This is a genomic window from Paenibacillus sp. FSL H8-0048 (genome assembly GCF_038002825.1).
In the GTDB taxonomy this organism is placed as follows: domain Bacteria; phylum Bacillota; class Bacilli; order Paenibacillales; family Paenibacillaceae; genus Paenibacillus_AQ.
Genome location: NZ_JBBODF010000001.1, coordinates 3,574,716 through 3,589,680, shown reverse-complemented (window position 1 = coordinate 3,589,680; position 14,965 = coordinate 3,574,716). Strand labels below are relative to the sequence as shown.

At 50.7% G+C, this 14,965-nt stretch carries 7 protein-coding genes, 13 tRNA genes and 3 rRNA genes; 20 read left to right on the top strand and 3 right to left on the bottom strand.

From position 1 onward, the window contains the following. The first annotated feature begins 89 nt into the window (after nucleotides 1-89). Both NSU18_RS15210 and NSU18_RS15205 read left to right on the top strand, forming a co-directional pair. Nucleotides 90-647, top strand: coding sequence for a GNAT family N-acetyltransferase (locus NSU18_RS15210; RefSeq protein WP_341149416.1), 558 nt, complete (start codon nucleotides 90-92; stop codon nucleotides 645-647). A gap of 103 nt (nucleotides 648-750) precedes the next feature. Beyond that, on the top strand, nucleotides 751-1,467 hold the full coding sequence (locus NSU18_RS15205; RefSeq protein WP_341149415.1) for a hypothetical protein: 717 nt from the start codon (nucleotides 751-753) through the stop codon (nucleotides 1,465-1,467). 195 nt (nucleotides 1,468-1,662) lie between these two features. Here the strand turns inward: NSU18_RS15205 and NSU18_RS15200 are convergent, their stop codons facing one another. After that, nucleotides 1,663-1,788 carry a DUF4023 family protein gene (locus tag NSU18_RS15200; RefSeq protein WP_076161612.1) on the bottom strand — a complete coding sequence of 42 codons (126 nt, stop codon included), beginning with the start codon at nucleotides 1,786-1,788 and terminating at the stop codon, nucleotides 1,663-1,665. 472 nt (nucleotides 1,789-2,260) lie between these two features. On the opposite strand from NSU18_RS15200, the gene NSU18_RS15195 reads away from it, so the two are divergent. The 18 genes from NSU18_RS15195 (at nucleotide 2,261) to NSU18_RS15110 (ending at nucleotide 11,322) form a co-directional block, all read left to right on the top strand. Beyond that, a 16S ribosomal RNA gene (locus NSU18_RS15195) occupies nucleotides 2,261-3,821 on the top strand. A 236-nt stretch (nucleotides 3,822-4,057) separates the two neighbouring features. Then, nucleotides 4,058-6,984: ribosomal RNA gene (locus NSU18_RS15190) — 23S ribosomal RNA — on the top strand. Between the two features lie 146 nt (nucleotides 6,985-7,130). After that, nucleotides 7,131-7,247 (top strand): 5S ribosomal RNA (gene rrf, locus NSU18_RS15185). Together the 16S, 23S and 5S rRNA genes with 13 tRNA genes alongside form the textbook arrangement of a ribosomal RNA operon. 50 nt (nucleotides 7,248-7,297) lie before the next feature. After that, a tRNA-Asn gene (locus NSU18_RS15180) sits at nucleotides 7,298-7,373 on the top strand. A 3-nt stretch (nucleotides 7,374-7,376) separates the two neighbouring features. Next, a tRNA-Ser gene (locus tag NSU18_RS15175) sits at nucleotides 7,377-7,466 on the top strand. A 162-nt stretch (nucleotides 7,467-7,628) separates the two neighbouring features. Next, a tRNA-Glu gene (locus tag NSU18_RS15170) sits at nucleotides 7,629-7,703 on the top strand. Nucleotides 7,704-7,819: 116 nt separating this feature from the next. Next, a tRNA-Val gene (locus NSU18_RS15165) sits at nucleotides 7,820-7,895 on the top strand. 32 nt (nucleotides 7,896-7,927) lie between these two features. Beyond that, nucleotides 7,928-8,004: transfer RNA gene (locus NSU18_RS15160), tRNA-Met, on the top strand. A gap of 22 nt (nucleotides 8,005-8,026) precedes the next feature. Next, nucleotides 8,027-8,104, top strand: a tRNA-Asp gene (locus tag NSU18_RS15155). Nucleotides 8,105-8,199: 95 nt separating this feature from the next. After that, nucleotides 8,200-8,274 (top strand) — tRNA-Gln (locus tag NSU18_RS15150). 26 nt (nucleotides 8,275-8,300) lie between these two features. Then, nucleotides 8,301-8,376 (top strand) — tRNA-Lys (locus NSU18_RS15145). Nucleotides 8,377-8,392: 16 nt separating this feature from the next. After that, nucleotides 8,393-8,476, top strand: a tRNA-Leu gene (locus NSU18_RS15140). A 7-nt stretch (nucleotides 8,477-8,483) separates the two neighbouring features. Further along, nucleotides 8,484-8,558 (top strand) — tRNA-Gly (locus tag NSU18_RS15135). A 10-nt stretch (nucleotides 8,559-8,568) separates the two neighbouring features. Next, nucleotides 8,569-8,645 (top strand) — tRNA-Arg (locus tag NSU18_RS15130). A 144-nt stretch (nucleotides 8,646-8,789) separates the two neighbouring features. After that, nucleotides 8,790-8,863 (top strand) — tRNA-Pro (locus NSU18_RS15125). Nucleotides 8,864-8,880: 17 nt separating this feature from the next. Then, nucleotides 8,881-8,951: transfer RNA gene (locus NSU18_RS15120), tRNA-Gly, on the top strand. Nucleotides 8,952-9,349: 398 nt separating this feature from the next. Then, the gene (locus NSU18_RS15115) at nucleotides 9,350-10,303 is read left to right on the top strand and encodes a helix-turn-helix transcriptional regulator (RefSeq protein WP_341149414.1); all 954 of its coding nucleotides are present in this window, start codon (nucleotides 9,350-9,352) and stop codon (nucleotides 10,301-10,303) included. Between the two features lie 176 nt (nucleotides 10,304-10,479). Further along, complete coding sequence (locus tag NSU18_RS15110; RefSeq protein ID WP_341018729.1) at nucleotides 10,480-11,322, top strand: DNA-binding protein; 843 nt, start codon at nucleotides 10,480-10,482, stop codon at nucleotides 11,320-11,322. A 195-nt stretch (nucleotides 11,323-11,517) separates the two neighbouring features. Here NSU18_RS15110 and katA read toward each other — a convergent pair whose 3' ends face one another. After that, complete coding sequence (gene katA, locus NSU18_RS15105; protein WP_341149413.1) at nucleotides 11,518-12,972, bottom strand: catalase KatA; 1,455 nt, start codon at nucleotides 12,970-12,972, stop codon at nucleotides 11,518-11,520. A gap of 243 nt (nucleotides 12,973-13,215) precedes the next feature. Further along, on the bottom strand, nucleotides 13,216-14,832 hold the full coding sequence (gene glgP, locus NSU18_RS15100) for an alpha-glucan family phosphorylase (protein ID WP_341149412.1): 1,617 nt from the start codon (nucleotides 14,830-14,832) through the stop codon (nucleotides 13,216-13,218). Between the last annotated feature and the right edge of the window lie 133 nt (nucleotides 14,833-14,965).

Here is a 14,965-nt window from a genome sequence, read left to right as displayed (position 1 = left end):
CAGGCTCCCTGGAAGTATTTTTATCTTGATAAGGGAACCATACATTAGAGCCCTTTGCGCAGCGAAGCGGCAGAAAGCAGGCCATTGCAATGGACGAGAATAAAGTGATCAATGAGACATTAATTAAAGAAGCAGGTATCAGTGAAGCAGAATTCAATGAAATATTCGCTATCATGGAAGCCTCTTTTCCGGTAAGTGAGATTAGAACCCGCAGCGGGCAGCAGGCTTTGCTGAATCAGCCGAATTATCATCTGTATACCAGCAAGGATGCGGAGGGGGAGATACTGGCTTTTTTGGCGGCATGGGAGTTACCCCAGCTGCGGTTCATTGAGCATATTGCCGTGAATCCACAGCGCCGGAGCGGAGGGATCGGCCGCAAGCTGATGAGCAGCTATCTTCTGCGTTCGGACAAGCCGGTGCTGCTTGAGGTAGAGCCGCCGGACGGTGAGCTGGAGCAGAGAAGAATCGGATTCTATGAGCGGCTGGGCTTTTACCTGAATCCCTATGATTATATGCAGCCGCCGCTGCGTGCGGGGCAAGCCGATCTTCCGCTGTGCATTATGACCTACCCGGAGCCTGTGACAATGAAGGAGTTCCGCCGGTTCAGAGATGTTTTGTATACAGAGGTGTATGGGGTGAGCATTTGAATTACTTCTTTACAATCCGGATACAAGTTAGAAACAAGTTAATGGTTTAATGAATTCATAGCAAGGAACACACTAACAGCCTAACTAAGGGAGACGATATTCAATGAAAAGCAAAAAAATGATCATAGCAACAATGGTATTCGGAATGGCCGTTACAGGTTCAGCAGGGGTCTACGCGGGAACCAATATGCAGAAGATCAGCGCCTATCTTAACCACGGCATCGGGTTCAAAGTTAACGGAGCGGCCTATACCCCCGTCGATAACAACGGCAAAACGATGGCGCCAATCACTTATAAGGATACAACGTATCTTCCGGTCCGGGCGATGGCAGATGCACTGAAGGTGCCGGTGACATTCAATGCCTCCACGAATGAAGTTATCCTTGGAACTGGAACAGGGACCACAACGCCGGATAATGGTTCAGCTGTGAAGCTGACGGCGGTACAATACACTGCAGCGCAGAAGGAGCAGATTGCTAAGGCGTTTGCGAACTTCGAGGGCTTTGAGACAGCCTATGCCCCTACACAAATGGTCAACGGAGATGCCTTCCAGAAGGTTGCGGGCGGTGATGACGGAGTAAGCTTCCTGTTCAATAAAATGCGTGTAAATGTCTCGCCGCGTGACTATTCCGATGGTTATGACAGCACTACAGTGAAGCTCTCCAATGGAACAGAAGCGAAATGGTATACCCCTTCGGATAAGCCAATGCTGACCTTCAAGCTGGCAGACCGTTTTGTAACCATCAGTTCCACTGACAAATCACTCAGCAAAGCACAGATCGAGAAAGTGGCTGTAGGCGTAACGAAGCTAAACAAATAATCACTACTGCTTCTATAGAGTAGAATGCAAAAGGGATGTCTGCAGAGCCGTAACTGGCCGGGCAGACATCCCTGCTTTTTTAATAGAAGAATGCATACTTTTCACGCTATACATTATCCTTCTATTTCTCGCCAAAACGGTGGCGTCCTTTATAAGACGGTAAAGCCGTTTCCGCTTGTGACATGCTTGTTACTGTTATTTGTTGGAGCTATGCTGCTTGTTGGCCAGTCTTGCGCCTGGGGTTCCTTTACCGCGGTTTCTGTTCTTTAGCGCTTTACGCTGATTCTCCTGGAACTTCTCCACGAATTCATGAGTGTCCATAACAATCCCCCTAGATGGTTAGATAACGTAGGCTTATGGCTTCCATAGCTTACGTTTAGGTATTCGGTTATTCTGTCCATTTGCAGCTAATAGCATTCTAAGATGTTAGTTATAAAATAATGCTTGCAATGAATTATTATCCGTGATATATTCTATTTCTGGCCGCGAAACATCAACGCCGGGCTCGAAAAGAAGTTAAAAAAAAGAGCTTGCATTGATCGGCTGAATGTGATATATTATAAGAGTTGCTGGTGACGCGGTAATCGTCGCTGACAACGAGCTTGATCTTTGAAAACTGAACAACGAGTGAGTATCTGGAGATCACTTCGGTGAGATCCAAAATTAGAGAATGTAACAATTCTCGTCAGATGTTTCAAAATGAGCAATCGCTCTTTCTATACTGCAAACTCTTCATCCGCTCAGCTGAGCTGGACCGAAGAGTTTGCAGGTGACGCTTACTTCGTAAGTGTCCTAATTGGAGAGTTTGATCCTGGCTCAGGACGAACGCTGGCGGCGTGCCTAATACATGCAAGTCGAGCGGAGTCTGAGAGGAAGCTTGCTTCCTTTCAGACTTAGCGGCGGACGGGTGAGTAACACGTAGGCAACCTGCCCTCAAGGCTGGGATAACTACCGGAAACGGTAGCTAATACCGGATAATTTCTTTCTTCTCCTGAGGAGAGAATGAAAGGCGGAGCAATCTGCTGCTTGGGGATGGGCCTGCGGCGCATTAGCTAGTTGGTGGGGTAACGGCCCACCAAGGCGACGATGCGTAGCCGACCTGAGAGGGTGAACGGCCACACTGGGACTGAGACACGGCCCAGACTCCTACGGGAGGCAGCAGTAGGGAATCTTCCGCAATGGGCGCAAGCCTGACGGAGCAACGCCGCGTGAGTGATGAAGGTTTTCGGATCGTAAAGCTCTGTTGCCAGGGAAGAACGTCCGGTAGAGTAACTGCTGCCGGAGTGACGGTACCTGAGAAGAAAGCCCCGGCTAACTACGTGCCAGCAGCCGCGGTAATACGTAGGGGGCAAGCGTTGTCCGGAATTATTGGGCGTAAAGCGCGCGCAGGCGGTTATTTAAGTCTGGTGTTTAAACCTTGGGCTCAACCTGAGGTCGCACTGGAAACTGGGTGACTTGAGTACAGAAGAGGAAAGTGGAATTCCACGTGTAGCGGTGAAATGCGTAGATATGTGGAGGAACACCAGTGGCGAAGGCGACTTTCTGGGCTGTAACTGACGCTGAGGCGCGAAAGCGTGGGGAGCAAACAGGATTAGATACCCTGGTAGTCCACGCCGTAAACGATGAGTGCTAGGTGTTAGGGGTTTCGATACCCTTGGTGCCGAAGTTAACACAGTAAGCACTCCGCCTGGGGAGTACGGTCGCAAGACTGAAACTCAAAGGAATTGACGGGGACCCGCACAAGCAGTGGAGTATGTGGTTTAATTCGAAGCAACGCGAAGAACCTTACCAGGTCTTGACATCCAACTAACGAAGCAGAGATGCATCAGGTGCCCTTCGGGGAAAGTTGAGACAGGTGGTGCATGGTTGTCGTCAGCTCGTGTCGTGAGATGTTGGGTTAAGTCCCGCAACGAGCGCAACCCTTGACTTTAGTTGCCAGCAGGTTGAGCTGGGCACTCTAGAGTGACTGCCGGTGACAAACCGGAGGAAGGTGGGGATGACGTCAAATCATCATGCCCCTTATGACCTGGGCTACACACGTACTACAATGGCCGGTACAACGGGAAGCGAAGCCGCGAGGTGGAGCCAATCCCAGCAAAGCCGGTCTCAGTTCGGATTGCAGGCTGCAACTCGCCTGCATGAAGTCGGAATTGCTAGTAATCGCGGATCAGCATGCCGCGGTGAATACGTTCCCGGGTCTTGTACACACCGCCCGTCACACCACGAGAGTTTACAACACCCGAAGTCGGTGGGGTAACCCGCAAGGGAGCCAGCCGCCGAAGGTGGGGTAGATGATTGGGGTGAAGTCGTAACAAGGTAGCCGTATCGGAAGGTGCGGCTGGATCACCTCCTTTCTATGGAGAATCGTTTCCTGCAACGGAAACATTCAAATCTTAAATCTAGCCGGTCGGCTAGTTACTCACTCGTTGGTCAGTTTTGAGAGCTCAAACTCTCACGCAAGAAACTTGATCCTTGAAAACTGGATACCGAAACGAATTTGCGTTTTAGAACATTCCTTTAAGCTGAACTTGTGTAAACAAGTTTCAATATTTTAGTGATGCTAAGCGATTTTCCTAACGGAAAACGCATTGGTTAAGCTACTAAGAGCACACGGAGGATGCCTAGGCGCCAGGAGCCGACGAAGGACGTGGCGAACAACGAAACTGCCTCGGGGAGCTGTAAGCAAGCTTTGATCCGGGGGTGTCCGAATGGGGAAACCCAGCTGTGGTAATTCGCAGTTACTCGTATCTGAATACATAGGATACGCAGAGGCAGACCAGGGGAACTGAAACATCTAAGTACCCTGAGGAAGAGAAAACAATAGTGATTCCGTCAGTAGCGGCGAGCGAACGCGGAACAGCCTAAACCAAGGGGCTTGCCTCTTGGGGTTGTGGGACGTCTCACATGGAGTTACAAAGGAATAGGGTAGGCGAAGAGGTCTGGAAAGGCCCGCGATAGAGGTAAAAGCCCTGTAGCCGAAATGGTATTCTCTCCGAGACGGATCCCGAGTAGTGCGGGGCACGTGAAACCCCGTATGAATCCAGCAGGACCATCTGCTAAGGCTAAATACTACCTGGCGACCGATAGTGAAACAGTACCGTGAGGGAAAGGTGAAAAGCACCCCGGAAGGGGAGTGAAATAGAACCTGAAACCGTGTGCTTACAAAAAGTCAGAGTCCTCTTTATGGATGATGGCGTGCCTTTTGTAGAATGAACCGGCGAGTTACGTTTAACATGCAAGGTTAAGGTGAGAAGCCGGAGCCGCAGCGAAAGCGAGTCTGAATAGGGCGACTGAGTATGTGGACGTAGACCCGAAACCGTGTGATCTACCCCTGTCCAGGGTGAAGGTGCGGTAACACGCACTGGAGGCCCGAACCCACGCATGTTGAAAAATGCGGGGATGAGGTGGGGGTAGCGGAGAAATTCCAATCGAACTCGGAGATAGCTGGTTCTCCCCGAAATAGCTTTAGGGCTAGCCTCGGTGAATGGAGTGGTGGAGGTAGAGCACTGATTGGGTGCGGGGCCCGCAAGGGTTACCAAGCTCAGTCAAACTCCGAATGCCATTTACTTCTTGCCGGGAGTCAGACAGTGAGTGCTAAGATCCATTGTCAAAAGGGAAACAGCCCAGACCATCAGCTAAGGTCCCCAAGTGTGTGTTAAGTGGGAAAGGATGTGGAGTTGCACAGACAACCAGGATGTTGGCTTAGAAGCAGCCACCATTGAAAGAGTGCGTAATAGCTCACTGGTCGAGTGACTCTGCGCCGAAAATGTAACGGGGCTAAACACACCACCGAAGCTATGGCTAGATGCTTTGCATCTGGGGTAGGGGAGCGTTGTATGTGGGTTGAAGGTGTACCGTAAGGAGCGCTGGACAGCATACAAGTGAGAATGCCGGTATGAGTAACGAAAAGATCAGTGAGAATCTGATCCGCCGAAAGCCCAAGGTTTCCTGAGGAAGGCTCGTCCGCTCAGGGTAAGTCGGGACCTAAGGCGAGGCCGACAGGCGTAGTCGAAGGACAACAGTTTGAAATTACTGTACCACCGTAATCCGCTATGAGCGATGGGGTGACGCAGGAGGGTAGTGACGCGGACTGATGGATGTCCGTCTAAGCAGTGAGGCTGGTGTGCAGGCAAATCCGCACACCGTGAAGGCTGGGCTGTGATGGGGAGCGAAAATTACAGTAGCGAAGGTCATGATCTCACACTGCCAAGAAAAGCCTCTAGTCAGGAGAAGGTGCCCGTACCGCAAACCGACACAGGTAGGCGAGAAGAGAATTCTAAGGCGCGCGGAAGAACTCTCGTTAAGGAACTCGGCAAAATGACCCCGTAACTTCGGGAGAAGGGGTGCCTCGGTAGGGTGAATAGCCCGAGGGGGCCGCAGTGAAAAGGCCCAAGCGACTGTTTAGCAAAAACACAGGTCTGTGCGAAGCCGTAAGGCGAAGTATACGGGCTGACGCCTGCCCGGTGCTGGAAGGTTAAGGGGAGCGGTTAGGAGCAATCCGAAGCTGTGAACCGAAGCCCCAGTAAACGGCGGCCGTAACTATAACGGTCCTAAGGTAGCGAAATTCCTTGTCAGGTAAATTCTGACCCGCACGAATGGCGTAACGACTTGGGCGCTGTCTCAACGAGAGATCCGGTGAAATTTTAATACCTGTGAAGATGCAGGTTACCCGCGACAAGACGGAAAGACCCCATGGAGCTTTACTGCAGCTTGATATTGAATTTGGGTACGATCTGTACAGGATAGGTGGGAGCCGTTGAAGCAGGAGCGCAAGCTTCTGTGGAGGCGCCGTTGGGATACCACCCTGATCGTATCTAGGTTCTAACCTGGTACCCTTAGCGGGTACGGGGACCGTGTCAGGCGGGCAGTTTGACTGGGGCGGTCGCCTCCTAAAGAGTAACGGAGGCGTTCAAAGGTTCCCTCAGAATGGTTGGAAATCATTCGCAGAGTGCAAAGGCATAAGGGAGCTTGACTGCGAGACCTACAAGTCGAGCAGGGACGAAAGTCGGACTTAGTGATCCGGTGGTACCGCATGGAAGGGCCATCGCTCAACGGATAAAAGCTACCCTGGGGATAACAGGCTTATCTCCCCCAAGAGTCCACATCGACGGGGAGGTTTGGCACCTCGATGTCGGCTCATCGCATCCTGGGGCTGAAGTAGGTCCCAAGGGTTGGGCTGTTCGCCCATTAAAGCGGTACGCGAGCTGGGTTCAGAACGTCGTGAGACAGTTCGGTCCCTATCTGTCGTGGGCGCAGGAAATTTGAGAGGAGCTGTCCTTAGTACGAGAGGACCGGGATGGACGTACCGCTGGTGCATCAGTTGTTCCGCCAGGAGCATGGCTGAGTAGCTACGTACGGACGGGATAAGCGCTGAAAGCATCTAAGCGTGAAGCCCCCCTCAAGATGAGATTTCCCAACATGTAAGACCCCTTGAAGACGACGAGGTAGATAGGTTGGAGGTGGAAGTGCAGCAATGCATGGAGCTGACCAATACTAATCGGTCGAGGGCTTATCCAAAAAACTACCCCAAAAAGTGAAGATGACGCTGACGAAGCGGATTCCGAGTACTTTCCGGGGGCCCCGTAAGAAGGGCGAGCGCAGATTCGTTTCGGATTCAGTTTTCAGGAATCAAATTCCTGAAGCATTTACGCTGTAAATGCCCGTTTGGTGGCGATAGCGGAGGGGTTCCACACGTACCCATCCCGAACACGACCGTTAAGCCCTCCAGCGCCGATGGTACTTGGACCGAAGGGTCCTGGGAGAGTAGGACGCCGCCAAGCGGACCATCCACACACATTGTGGTATTTTTTTTGCCTAATTGTTTACATATTCCCTGATAGCTCAGTTGGTAGAGCACTCGACTGTTAATCGAGTTGTCACAGGTTCGAGTCCTGTTCGGGGAGCCATATGGAGAGGTGTCCGAGTTTGGCCGAAGGAGCACGATTGGAAATCGTGTAGGCGCCACAAGCGTCTCGAGGGTTCGAATCCCTCTCTCTCCGTAGCTGTACTTCCCTGCAAGGGGATGAGAACCCTCTGTGGTTCGTTGGAGCATAAGCTTCGTTAGCACTACATCGCAATCTCGTAACGAAGTGAAGAGTATCCCTCTCTCTCCGTAGCGTTACCTCCCTGCAAGGGGATGAGAGTAAATGTATTTACAGCATGGCTCGTTGGTCAAGGGGTTAAGACACCTCCCTTTCACGGAGGTAACATGGGTTCGAATCCCATACGAGTCACCACTTTCTTCTTTGGATGATGGGATGAGAATTCCCTGGGTTCGTTGAAGCATAGGCATCGTAAGGAATACTTCGCAATCTCGTAACGGAGTGAAGAGTCTCCCAAACGAGTCATATATGGAGGCTTAGCTCAGCTGGGAGAGCATCTGCCTTACAAGCAGAGGGTCGGGGGTTCGAACCCCTCAGCCTCCACCATCTTTCTTAACCGAATAGATTTTGTACAATGACGCGGGGTGGAGCAGCCCGGTAGCTCGTCGGGCTCATAACCCGAAGGCCGCAGGTTCAAATCCTGCCCCCGCAACCAATCTTCACAAAGTACTAAACCTGGAACCGTGGTGTAGTTGGCCTAACATGCCTGCCTGTCACGCAGGAGACCGCGGGTTCGAATCCCGTCGGTTCCGCCATTTTAATTGGTATTAAGACATGAGGGATTGAGCATCCTATATCTCGAAGTATAGAGTATCCATCCGATTCCGTAGTATTTTGCTAATTATAATATTGGGGATTAGCCAAGCGGTAAGGCAACGGACTTTGACTCCGTCATTCATAGGTTCGATTCCTATATCCCCAGCCATCTATTTTCGATTGTTTCTCTTGTGAGAGCCATTAGCTCAGTTGGTAGAGCACCTGACTTTTAATCAGGGTGTCGAAGGTTCGAGTCCTTCATGGCTCACCATTTTCTTGTAACGTGTGCGCGTGTGGCGGAATGGCAGACGCACCAGACTTAGGATCTGGCGTTTCACGACGTGGGGGTTCAAGTCCCTTCACGCGCACCATGTTTTTGCGGACGTGGCTCAGCGGTAGAGCATCGCCTTGCCAAGGCGAGGGTCGCGGGTTCGATTCCCGTCGTCCGCTCCATATAGATTTTGCGCCCTTAGCTCAGCTGGATAGAGCGTTTGACTACGAATCAAAAGGTCGGGAGTTCGAATCTCTCAGGGCGCGCCATATATTGCTTCCTTGAATTATCTAAGTGTCCGTCAGATTCGAACGAGTTCGTTGGAGCATATGCTTCGATAGGATTACTTCGCAATCGGATGCGTTGCATCCGTATCTCTCAGGGCGTGCCATTACTACTTCATTAATTATTAACGGGATGTAGCTCAGCTTGGTAGAGCACCTGGTTTGGGACCAGGGGGTCGCATGTTCAAATCGTGTCATCCCGATATTTCATTTCACCTATGCGGGTGTAGTTCAATGGTAGAACTTCAGCCTTCCAAGCTGATAGCGTGGGTTCGATTCCCATCACCCGCTTATATCTGTATCACGTGAGTCTGTCATCCCTATAGGGATGACAGACTTTTTTGCTATTCGGATATGTATGCGAAAAATCGAATACGTTCGCTGCTGATGAGCTATATAAGGAGAATGTATGCGGAAAACCGAACACAATAGAATTCAGAGTATCTATGGTTAATTTGGCTAAGCTGTAGCAGTCAAATGGCAGCCAGAAGGCAGAGAGATGGAGAAAAGTAAGCTCCGTTTAGAGTGGTATTAGCACCAGTATCCTTCACCCGCTAGGGTGATCTTCTTGTATGGCCGGGATTGCAATAGTATTGAAGGGCGTTATGTTTCTATAGAACTGATATAGTATAACTATTGGACTATTGGATCATAGGCAACACTTACTTGGAAGCTGAGGAGCATTTGTTATGACAGACAAAGTAATACGGATTTTTAGAATCATTAACGCTATTCAGTCGAACCCCGGGATTACTGCAGCAGATTTGGCCTTTAGGTGCGAGGTGAATATTAGAACGATCTACAGGGATCTTGAGGTGATCAGCCATTTTGCTCCGGTTACGAATGAGGGAAGGGGCACGGGGTACCGGTTCATGGGGAAGTTCTTTTTGTATCCGCTGGATTTCTCGGAGCAGGAGTCGCTGGCGTTCTCTTTGCTGCCTTCGGTACTGAACCAGGATAGAATTCCGCCGGGTTTTCATTCTGCGTATGACAAGGTGATGGGTACTCATCTGAAGGAGAAATCGCGGCAAAATGGCCTGCTGGAGAATATCGCGGATATTATTCAAATGGGCACCCCGGCCTACCGCAAGGAAAGCCGGAACTTCCTGCAGCCGCTGATTGGAGCAATTCTGGAGCAGCGCAGCATCCGTACGGTATACCACTCGCAATCAAGCAACGTCACTACGGCGCGGAAGATTGACCCGTATTATCTGATCCCGCGGGATCAGCGCTTTTATCTCATTGGCTATTGTCATCTGAAGGGCGCCATCCGTACGTTCCGGATCAGCCGGTTTGAGCAGGTGGAGATGACGGCATCCACTTTTGATAAGGGGAATTTCAATATTAAGCAATATCTGAAAAACACCTGGTCGATCAACCGGGGAACCCGAAATGTCACGTTCAAGGTACGGTTCGATCCGGAGGTGGCGCGTTACATTAAGGAAGAGGAGCTGTTCGTGCAGCCGCGGATGAGCGAAGAAGGCGATGGAACACTGCTGTTCGAAGTCACGGTTAATAATGAGAAGGAGTTCATCAAGTGGATTCTGCAGTATGGCCCAAATGCGGAGATTCTGGAGCCGGAGTCGGCCAGGGAGCGCTTGAAGGAGCGGCTGGAGCATTGGCTGGATGTGTATCAGCAGTAGCCGCAGACTACAATATTACATAATATGGAATAAAATATGTCGAAAAGGTTAGATTGAATAGCTCAACTGGAGAATAAAGGATTTTTTAGAGAGATATATGCCCTGAATGAATTGACCGGAGCGGTGAAGCAGGTTATTATTGGAATATAATGGAATGATAGGAGGCAAGATAGAAATTGCTGGAACTGGATGGGATGAATGAAGACTCTTTGACTGATATGCTTAAAGTCTCGTTCTCATGGGAGAACTGGGCGGCAATTCTCGAGATTTCAGACAAGCTCTTTGAACTTGCAGTTCTAACCTACGGCTCCCATCAACAGGGTGCAAAGAAGTATTTTTTGAAAAAAAATATAGTGTATTATCTCGGCTACAGCGCGTGCATGAAGGGGATTGCCTATCAAAAGCTCGGTAACCTCGCTGAATCAAGAAAATGTATAGGCTTGTATTCAGATTTGAGCTGGATCAAGGATGTGGATCAGGAAGCTGCCGCAGAAGTGGAATACTACAGGAACATTGCGATAGCCAACACCTTCGTCATTGATCTGCTGGAAGGAAAGGTAGAAGTTCTCCCTGATTATGTTGAATTCATTCGCACAGGGGACCAGGAGGAGCTGCTTGCCTGCCTGATTACTGTGCTGGAATCTGCCATTAAGTACAATTTTTCTATCGATTGGGTACTGGATGAATTCAATGAGCAGCTACAGGAACTAAGCTGCAGAGAGAAACAGGAAGATATCAGATACTACATAGACTATATGCATCTTAGTGCAATTTATTTGTATAAAAGGGAGAAAATTCATGATGCAATTAATTTGACTCTCTATATTTTGGTAATAAGTAGTAAACTTTATGACGGGACAGGCTTTAGGAAGATCGTGTCGTTTTATGAGCATATCCGAAGCCATGCGACCGCAGAACAACAAGAATCTTATCAAAATATAATGAAAAATATCTTAGAGAGGGAGTTTTTAAAAGATGAAAAAGGCGATCTCGTTATTAACAGCCGTATTGTTGATTAGCGCAAGCGTAGTGGTAACAACAGCAAGCGCAGGCGGCCAACTTTCCGCAGCCTCCGGCAATATCTCTATTAACAATCACGGAGCAGGCCACTAGTCTATAATCTCTCTGTCTCATGAATCTGGAAATATAATCTGCATATCATGCAAAAAAGGGGTAAGCGATGATGCTTATCCCTTCTTTGCTGCGGAAAGAGGTTACTCTGTTACAGCCAATCCCAGTCCTTCTGCAATTCGCCGTCCAAACTCCGGATCGGCTTTGTAGAAGTGGCCAATCTGGCGGAGCTTGATCTCCTCAGACTCTACTGGAGTCATGGCACCTACAATATTGCTTACGAGCCGGGCACGCTCTTCTTCGCTAAGCAGACGGTACAGGTCACCCGGCTGGGTGTAGTGATCGTCATGATCATAAGACACGCTATCCGCCTGGCCGGAGACTTCAAAAGCAGCTGCCTTATGCTGCGCTGACTCGGTTGCCCCGGCGGAGCTGTTAGGCTCGTAGTAGACGGAGCCTCCCCCGTTATTCGTAGCATTCATCGCGCCGTCGCGCTGATTATTGTTGACCTCGGCGATGGGGCGGTTAATCGGCAGATGGTTATGGTTCGCTCCTACCCGGTAGCGGTGGGCATCCCCGTATGCGAACAGGCGGCCCTGAAGCATTTTATCCGGAGAAGCCTCTATGCCTGGAACGAATGAGCCGGGGGAAAAGGTGGCTTGCTCCACTTCGGCGAAGTAATTCTCAGGATTGCGGTCCAGCACCATGCGGCCTACCTCAATCAGCGGATAATCCTTCTGTGACCACACCTTGGTTACATCAAACGGATCGAAGCGGTAGGTGTCGGCATCCTCCACAGGCATAATCTGCACATGCAGCCTCCAGGCCGGGAAGTCTCCTGTATCAATGGCGTTGAACAAATCCTCTGTATGATAATCCGGGTTCTCCCCGGCTAGCTGTGCTGCCAGCTTAACATCAAGATTCTTGACGCCCTGCTCTGTCTTGAAGTGGTATTTCACCCAGACAGCTGCGCCTTCGGCATTCACCCACTTGAACGTATGGCTGCCGAAGCCATGCATATGGCGGAGAGTAGCCGGGATGCCGCGGTCAGACATCAGAATTGTTACCTGGTGCAGAGACTCGGGGGAGAGGGACCAGAAGTCCCAGACCGCATTCGGGTTCTTCAGATGGGTCTGCGGATGACGCTTCTGGGTATGGATGAAGTCCGGGAATTTGATGGCATCACGGATGAAAAAGACAGGCGTGTTATTGCCGACAAGGTCGTAGTTGCCTTCCTCGGTGTAGAATTTCACAGCAAAGCCGCGCGGATCACGCACGGTATCGGATGAGCCCAGTTCCCCGGCTACGGTAGAGAAACGGATGAACATCGGGGTGCGTTTGCCGACCCCGGACAAGAAGGCCGCCTTCGTATATTGGGAGAGATCATTGGTGACTTCAAAATAACCATGGGCACCGGCACCTTTGGCATGAACGACCCGCTCAGGAACACGCTCACGGTTGAAGTGGGCCAGCTTCTCCAGCAAATGGACATCCTGCAACAGTACGGGGCCACGGGCACCGGCGGTCATTGAATTCTGGTTGTCGCCTACAGGGGCGCCCCAGCTAGTCGTTAGCTTGTTGTTATTGTTTGTGGTCATGAACACAATCACCTCGTATAGGATTTGATTTTAGATTAAGTATAAATATTATAATAGCAAGAATTTAAATAAAATCAATCTTTTTTTATAATCATTATTATTAAGCTTATGTAGAATAAGGAAGGTTGATGATACAATCGGAACAAAAAACTCCCGCCCGCAGCAGCGGACAGGAGGAGGGATTCGTGAACAGAAGCGGAGTAGTAAGGAGATGAAATTGACGGGAGCAAGAACTACTGCAAGTTAGCTTGTGATATACATCCGGTTATAGTATTCATCCAGCATGCGCTTGGTAGCGAATTCGGTGCGGGTGGTCTCGATGCTGCGGTGCATCATCTGCACCCACTTGGCCTGATCCTCATAAAAGACGGGGAGGACGCGGTTCAGAAGGGTGTCGTAGAGTGCATCGCTGTCATGCTGGTCAAGCACCGCAAAATCGGTGGTCTCGAAGCCATCGCCGATCTGCCAGCCGTTCTCGCCGTCGATACAGGCCTCCGGCCACCAGCCGTCCAGGATGGAGCAGTTCAGGACGCCGTTCATGGCGGCCTTCATCCCGGAGGTTCCGCTGGCTTCGAGCGGTCTGCGCGGATTGTTCAGCCAGATGTCAGAGCCGCGGGTCAGCTGGGCTCCGATGGTCATATCGTAGTTTTCCAGGAAGACTACGCTTTTTGGATATTTGCGCATCATGGCTACAAGATTGCTGACGATCCGCTTGCCGTTGTCGTCCAGCGGGTGCGCCTTGCCGGAGAAGACAATCTGAATCTTGCCGCTCTCCAGGTACGGCTCTATAATGTCCGGCTGGGAGAAGATCAGGTCACTGCGCTTGTAGGGAGCGGCGCGCCGGGAGAACCCGATCAGCAGCTGATCTGCATTCAGGGCGATGCCGGAGCGTTCTTCGATGAAGCCGATCAGCTCCTGCTTGATCTCCTTGTGCACGGCCCACAGGTCGCCGCCCTCTTCATAAGCGCGGGTCATCCGTTCATCTACCCAGGTAGGGGTGTGAATCGCATTGGTGATGCCGATGATGGCTGATCTGCCGGCGACTTCCTTCCACATTTTGTTCGCGGTGTCGGCATGAAGCTGGGCAACCGCATTCGAGATCCGCGACAGCCGCAGGCCGGCAACGGTCATGTTAAAGGGTTCTCCGCCAATCCGTTCCATTTGTGCCCGTGTTAAGCCATTAAAAGCCCCCATATATTCCAGACGATCCAGCGGGTGGGTCTCGTTGCCTTCCTTAATCGGTGTATGTGTAGTGAACACAACCTCTTCCCGTGTAGCCTTCCAGGCTTCTTCAAAGGTACTGCCGCCGGACATCTTCTCCCGGATCAGCTCGATCGCAGCAAGCGCTGCATGACCCTCGTTGAAGTGATAGACATCGATCTTAATGCCCAGGGCGCGCATGGCTTTGACTCCGCCGATGCCCAGCACGATCTCCTGGGCTATCCGCTCTTCCCCGAACCAGCCGTAGAGCTGGCCGGTAATCCAGGCATCACTGTTCTCCGGGATATCGGTGTCGAGCAAATAGAGCGGACGGTTGCCGAAATGGTCTGTTTTCCACACTTTGCAGACCACATCAGTCTTTCTGACTTTTACCGTGACCCTGACGCCTGTATCTTCCAGGAAGTCGTACACATAGTTGTGGTAAGCGTCGTAGGGGTTGCCGTGTGCATCAATCTTCTGGTCCGTGTAGCCCTGTTTCCATTTGAGTCCGATGGGGATGATAGGTGCCCCGATATCCTGCGCGCCCTTGATGTAATCTCCGGCCAGAATGCCTAAGCCTCCGGCGTACATTTTGAAATCGGAATGCAGTCCATACTCCATGCTGAAATAAGCTACTGACGGTAAGTGGTTCTCGCTCACTTGATAAGCCTCCTAAATGCGATTTAGATGGTACTGCGAATAAGAATTGCTGCAGGCTGTATCTAAGATGCAAACGTTTGCTCAATAAGGCAAGACAAGCTCTGGAAGCGATTGCACCATCATTCTAGCATAT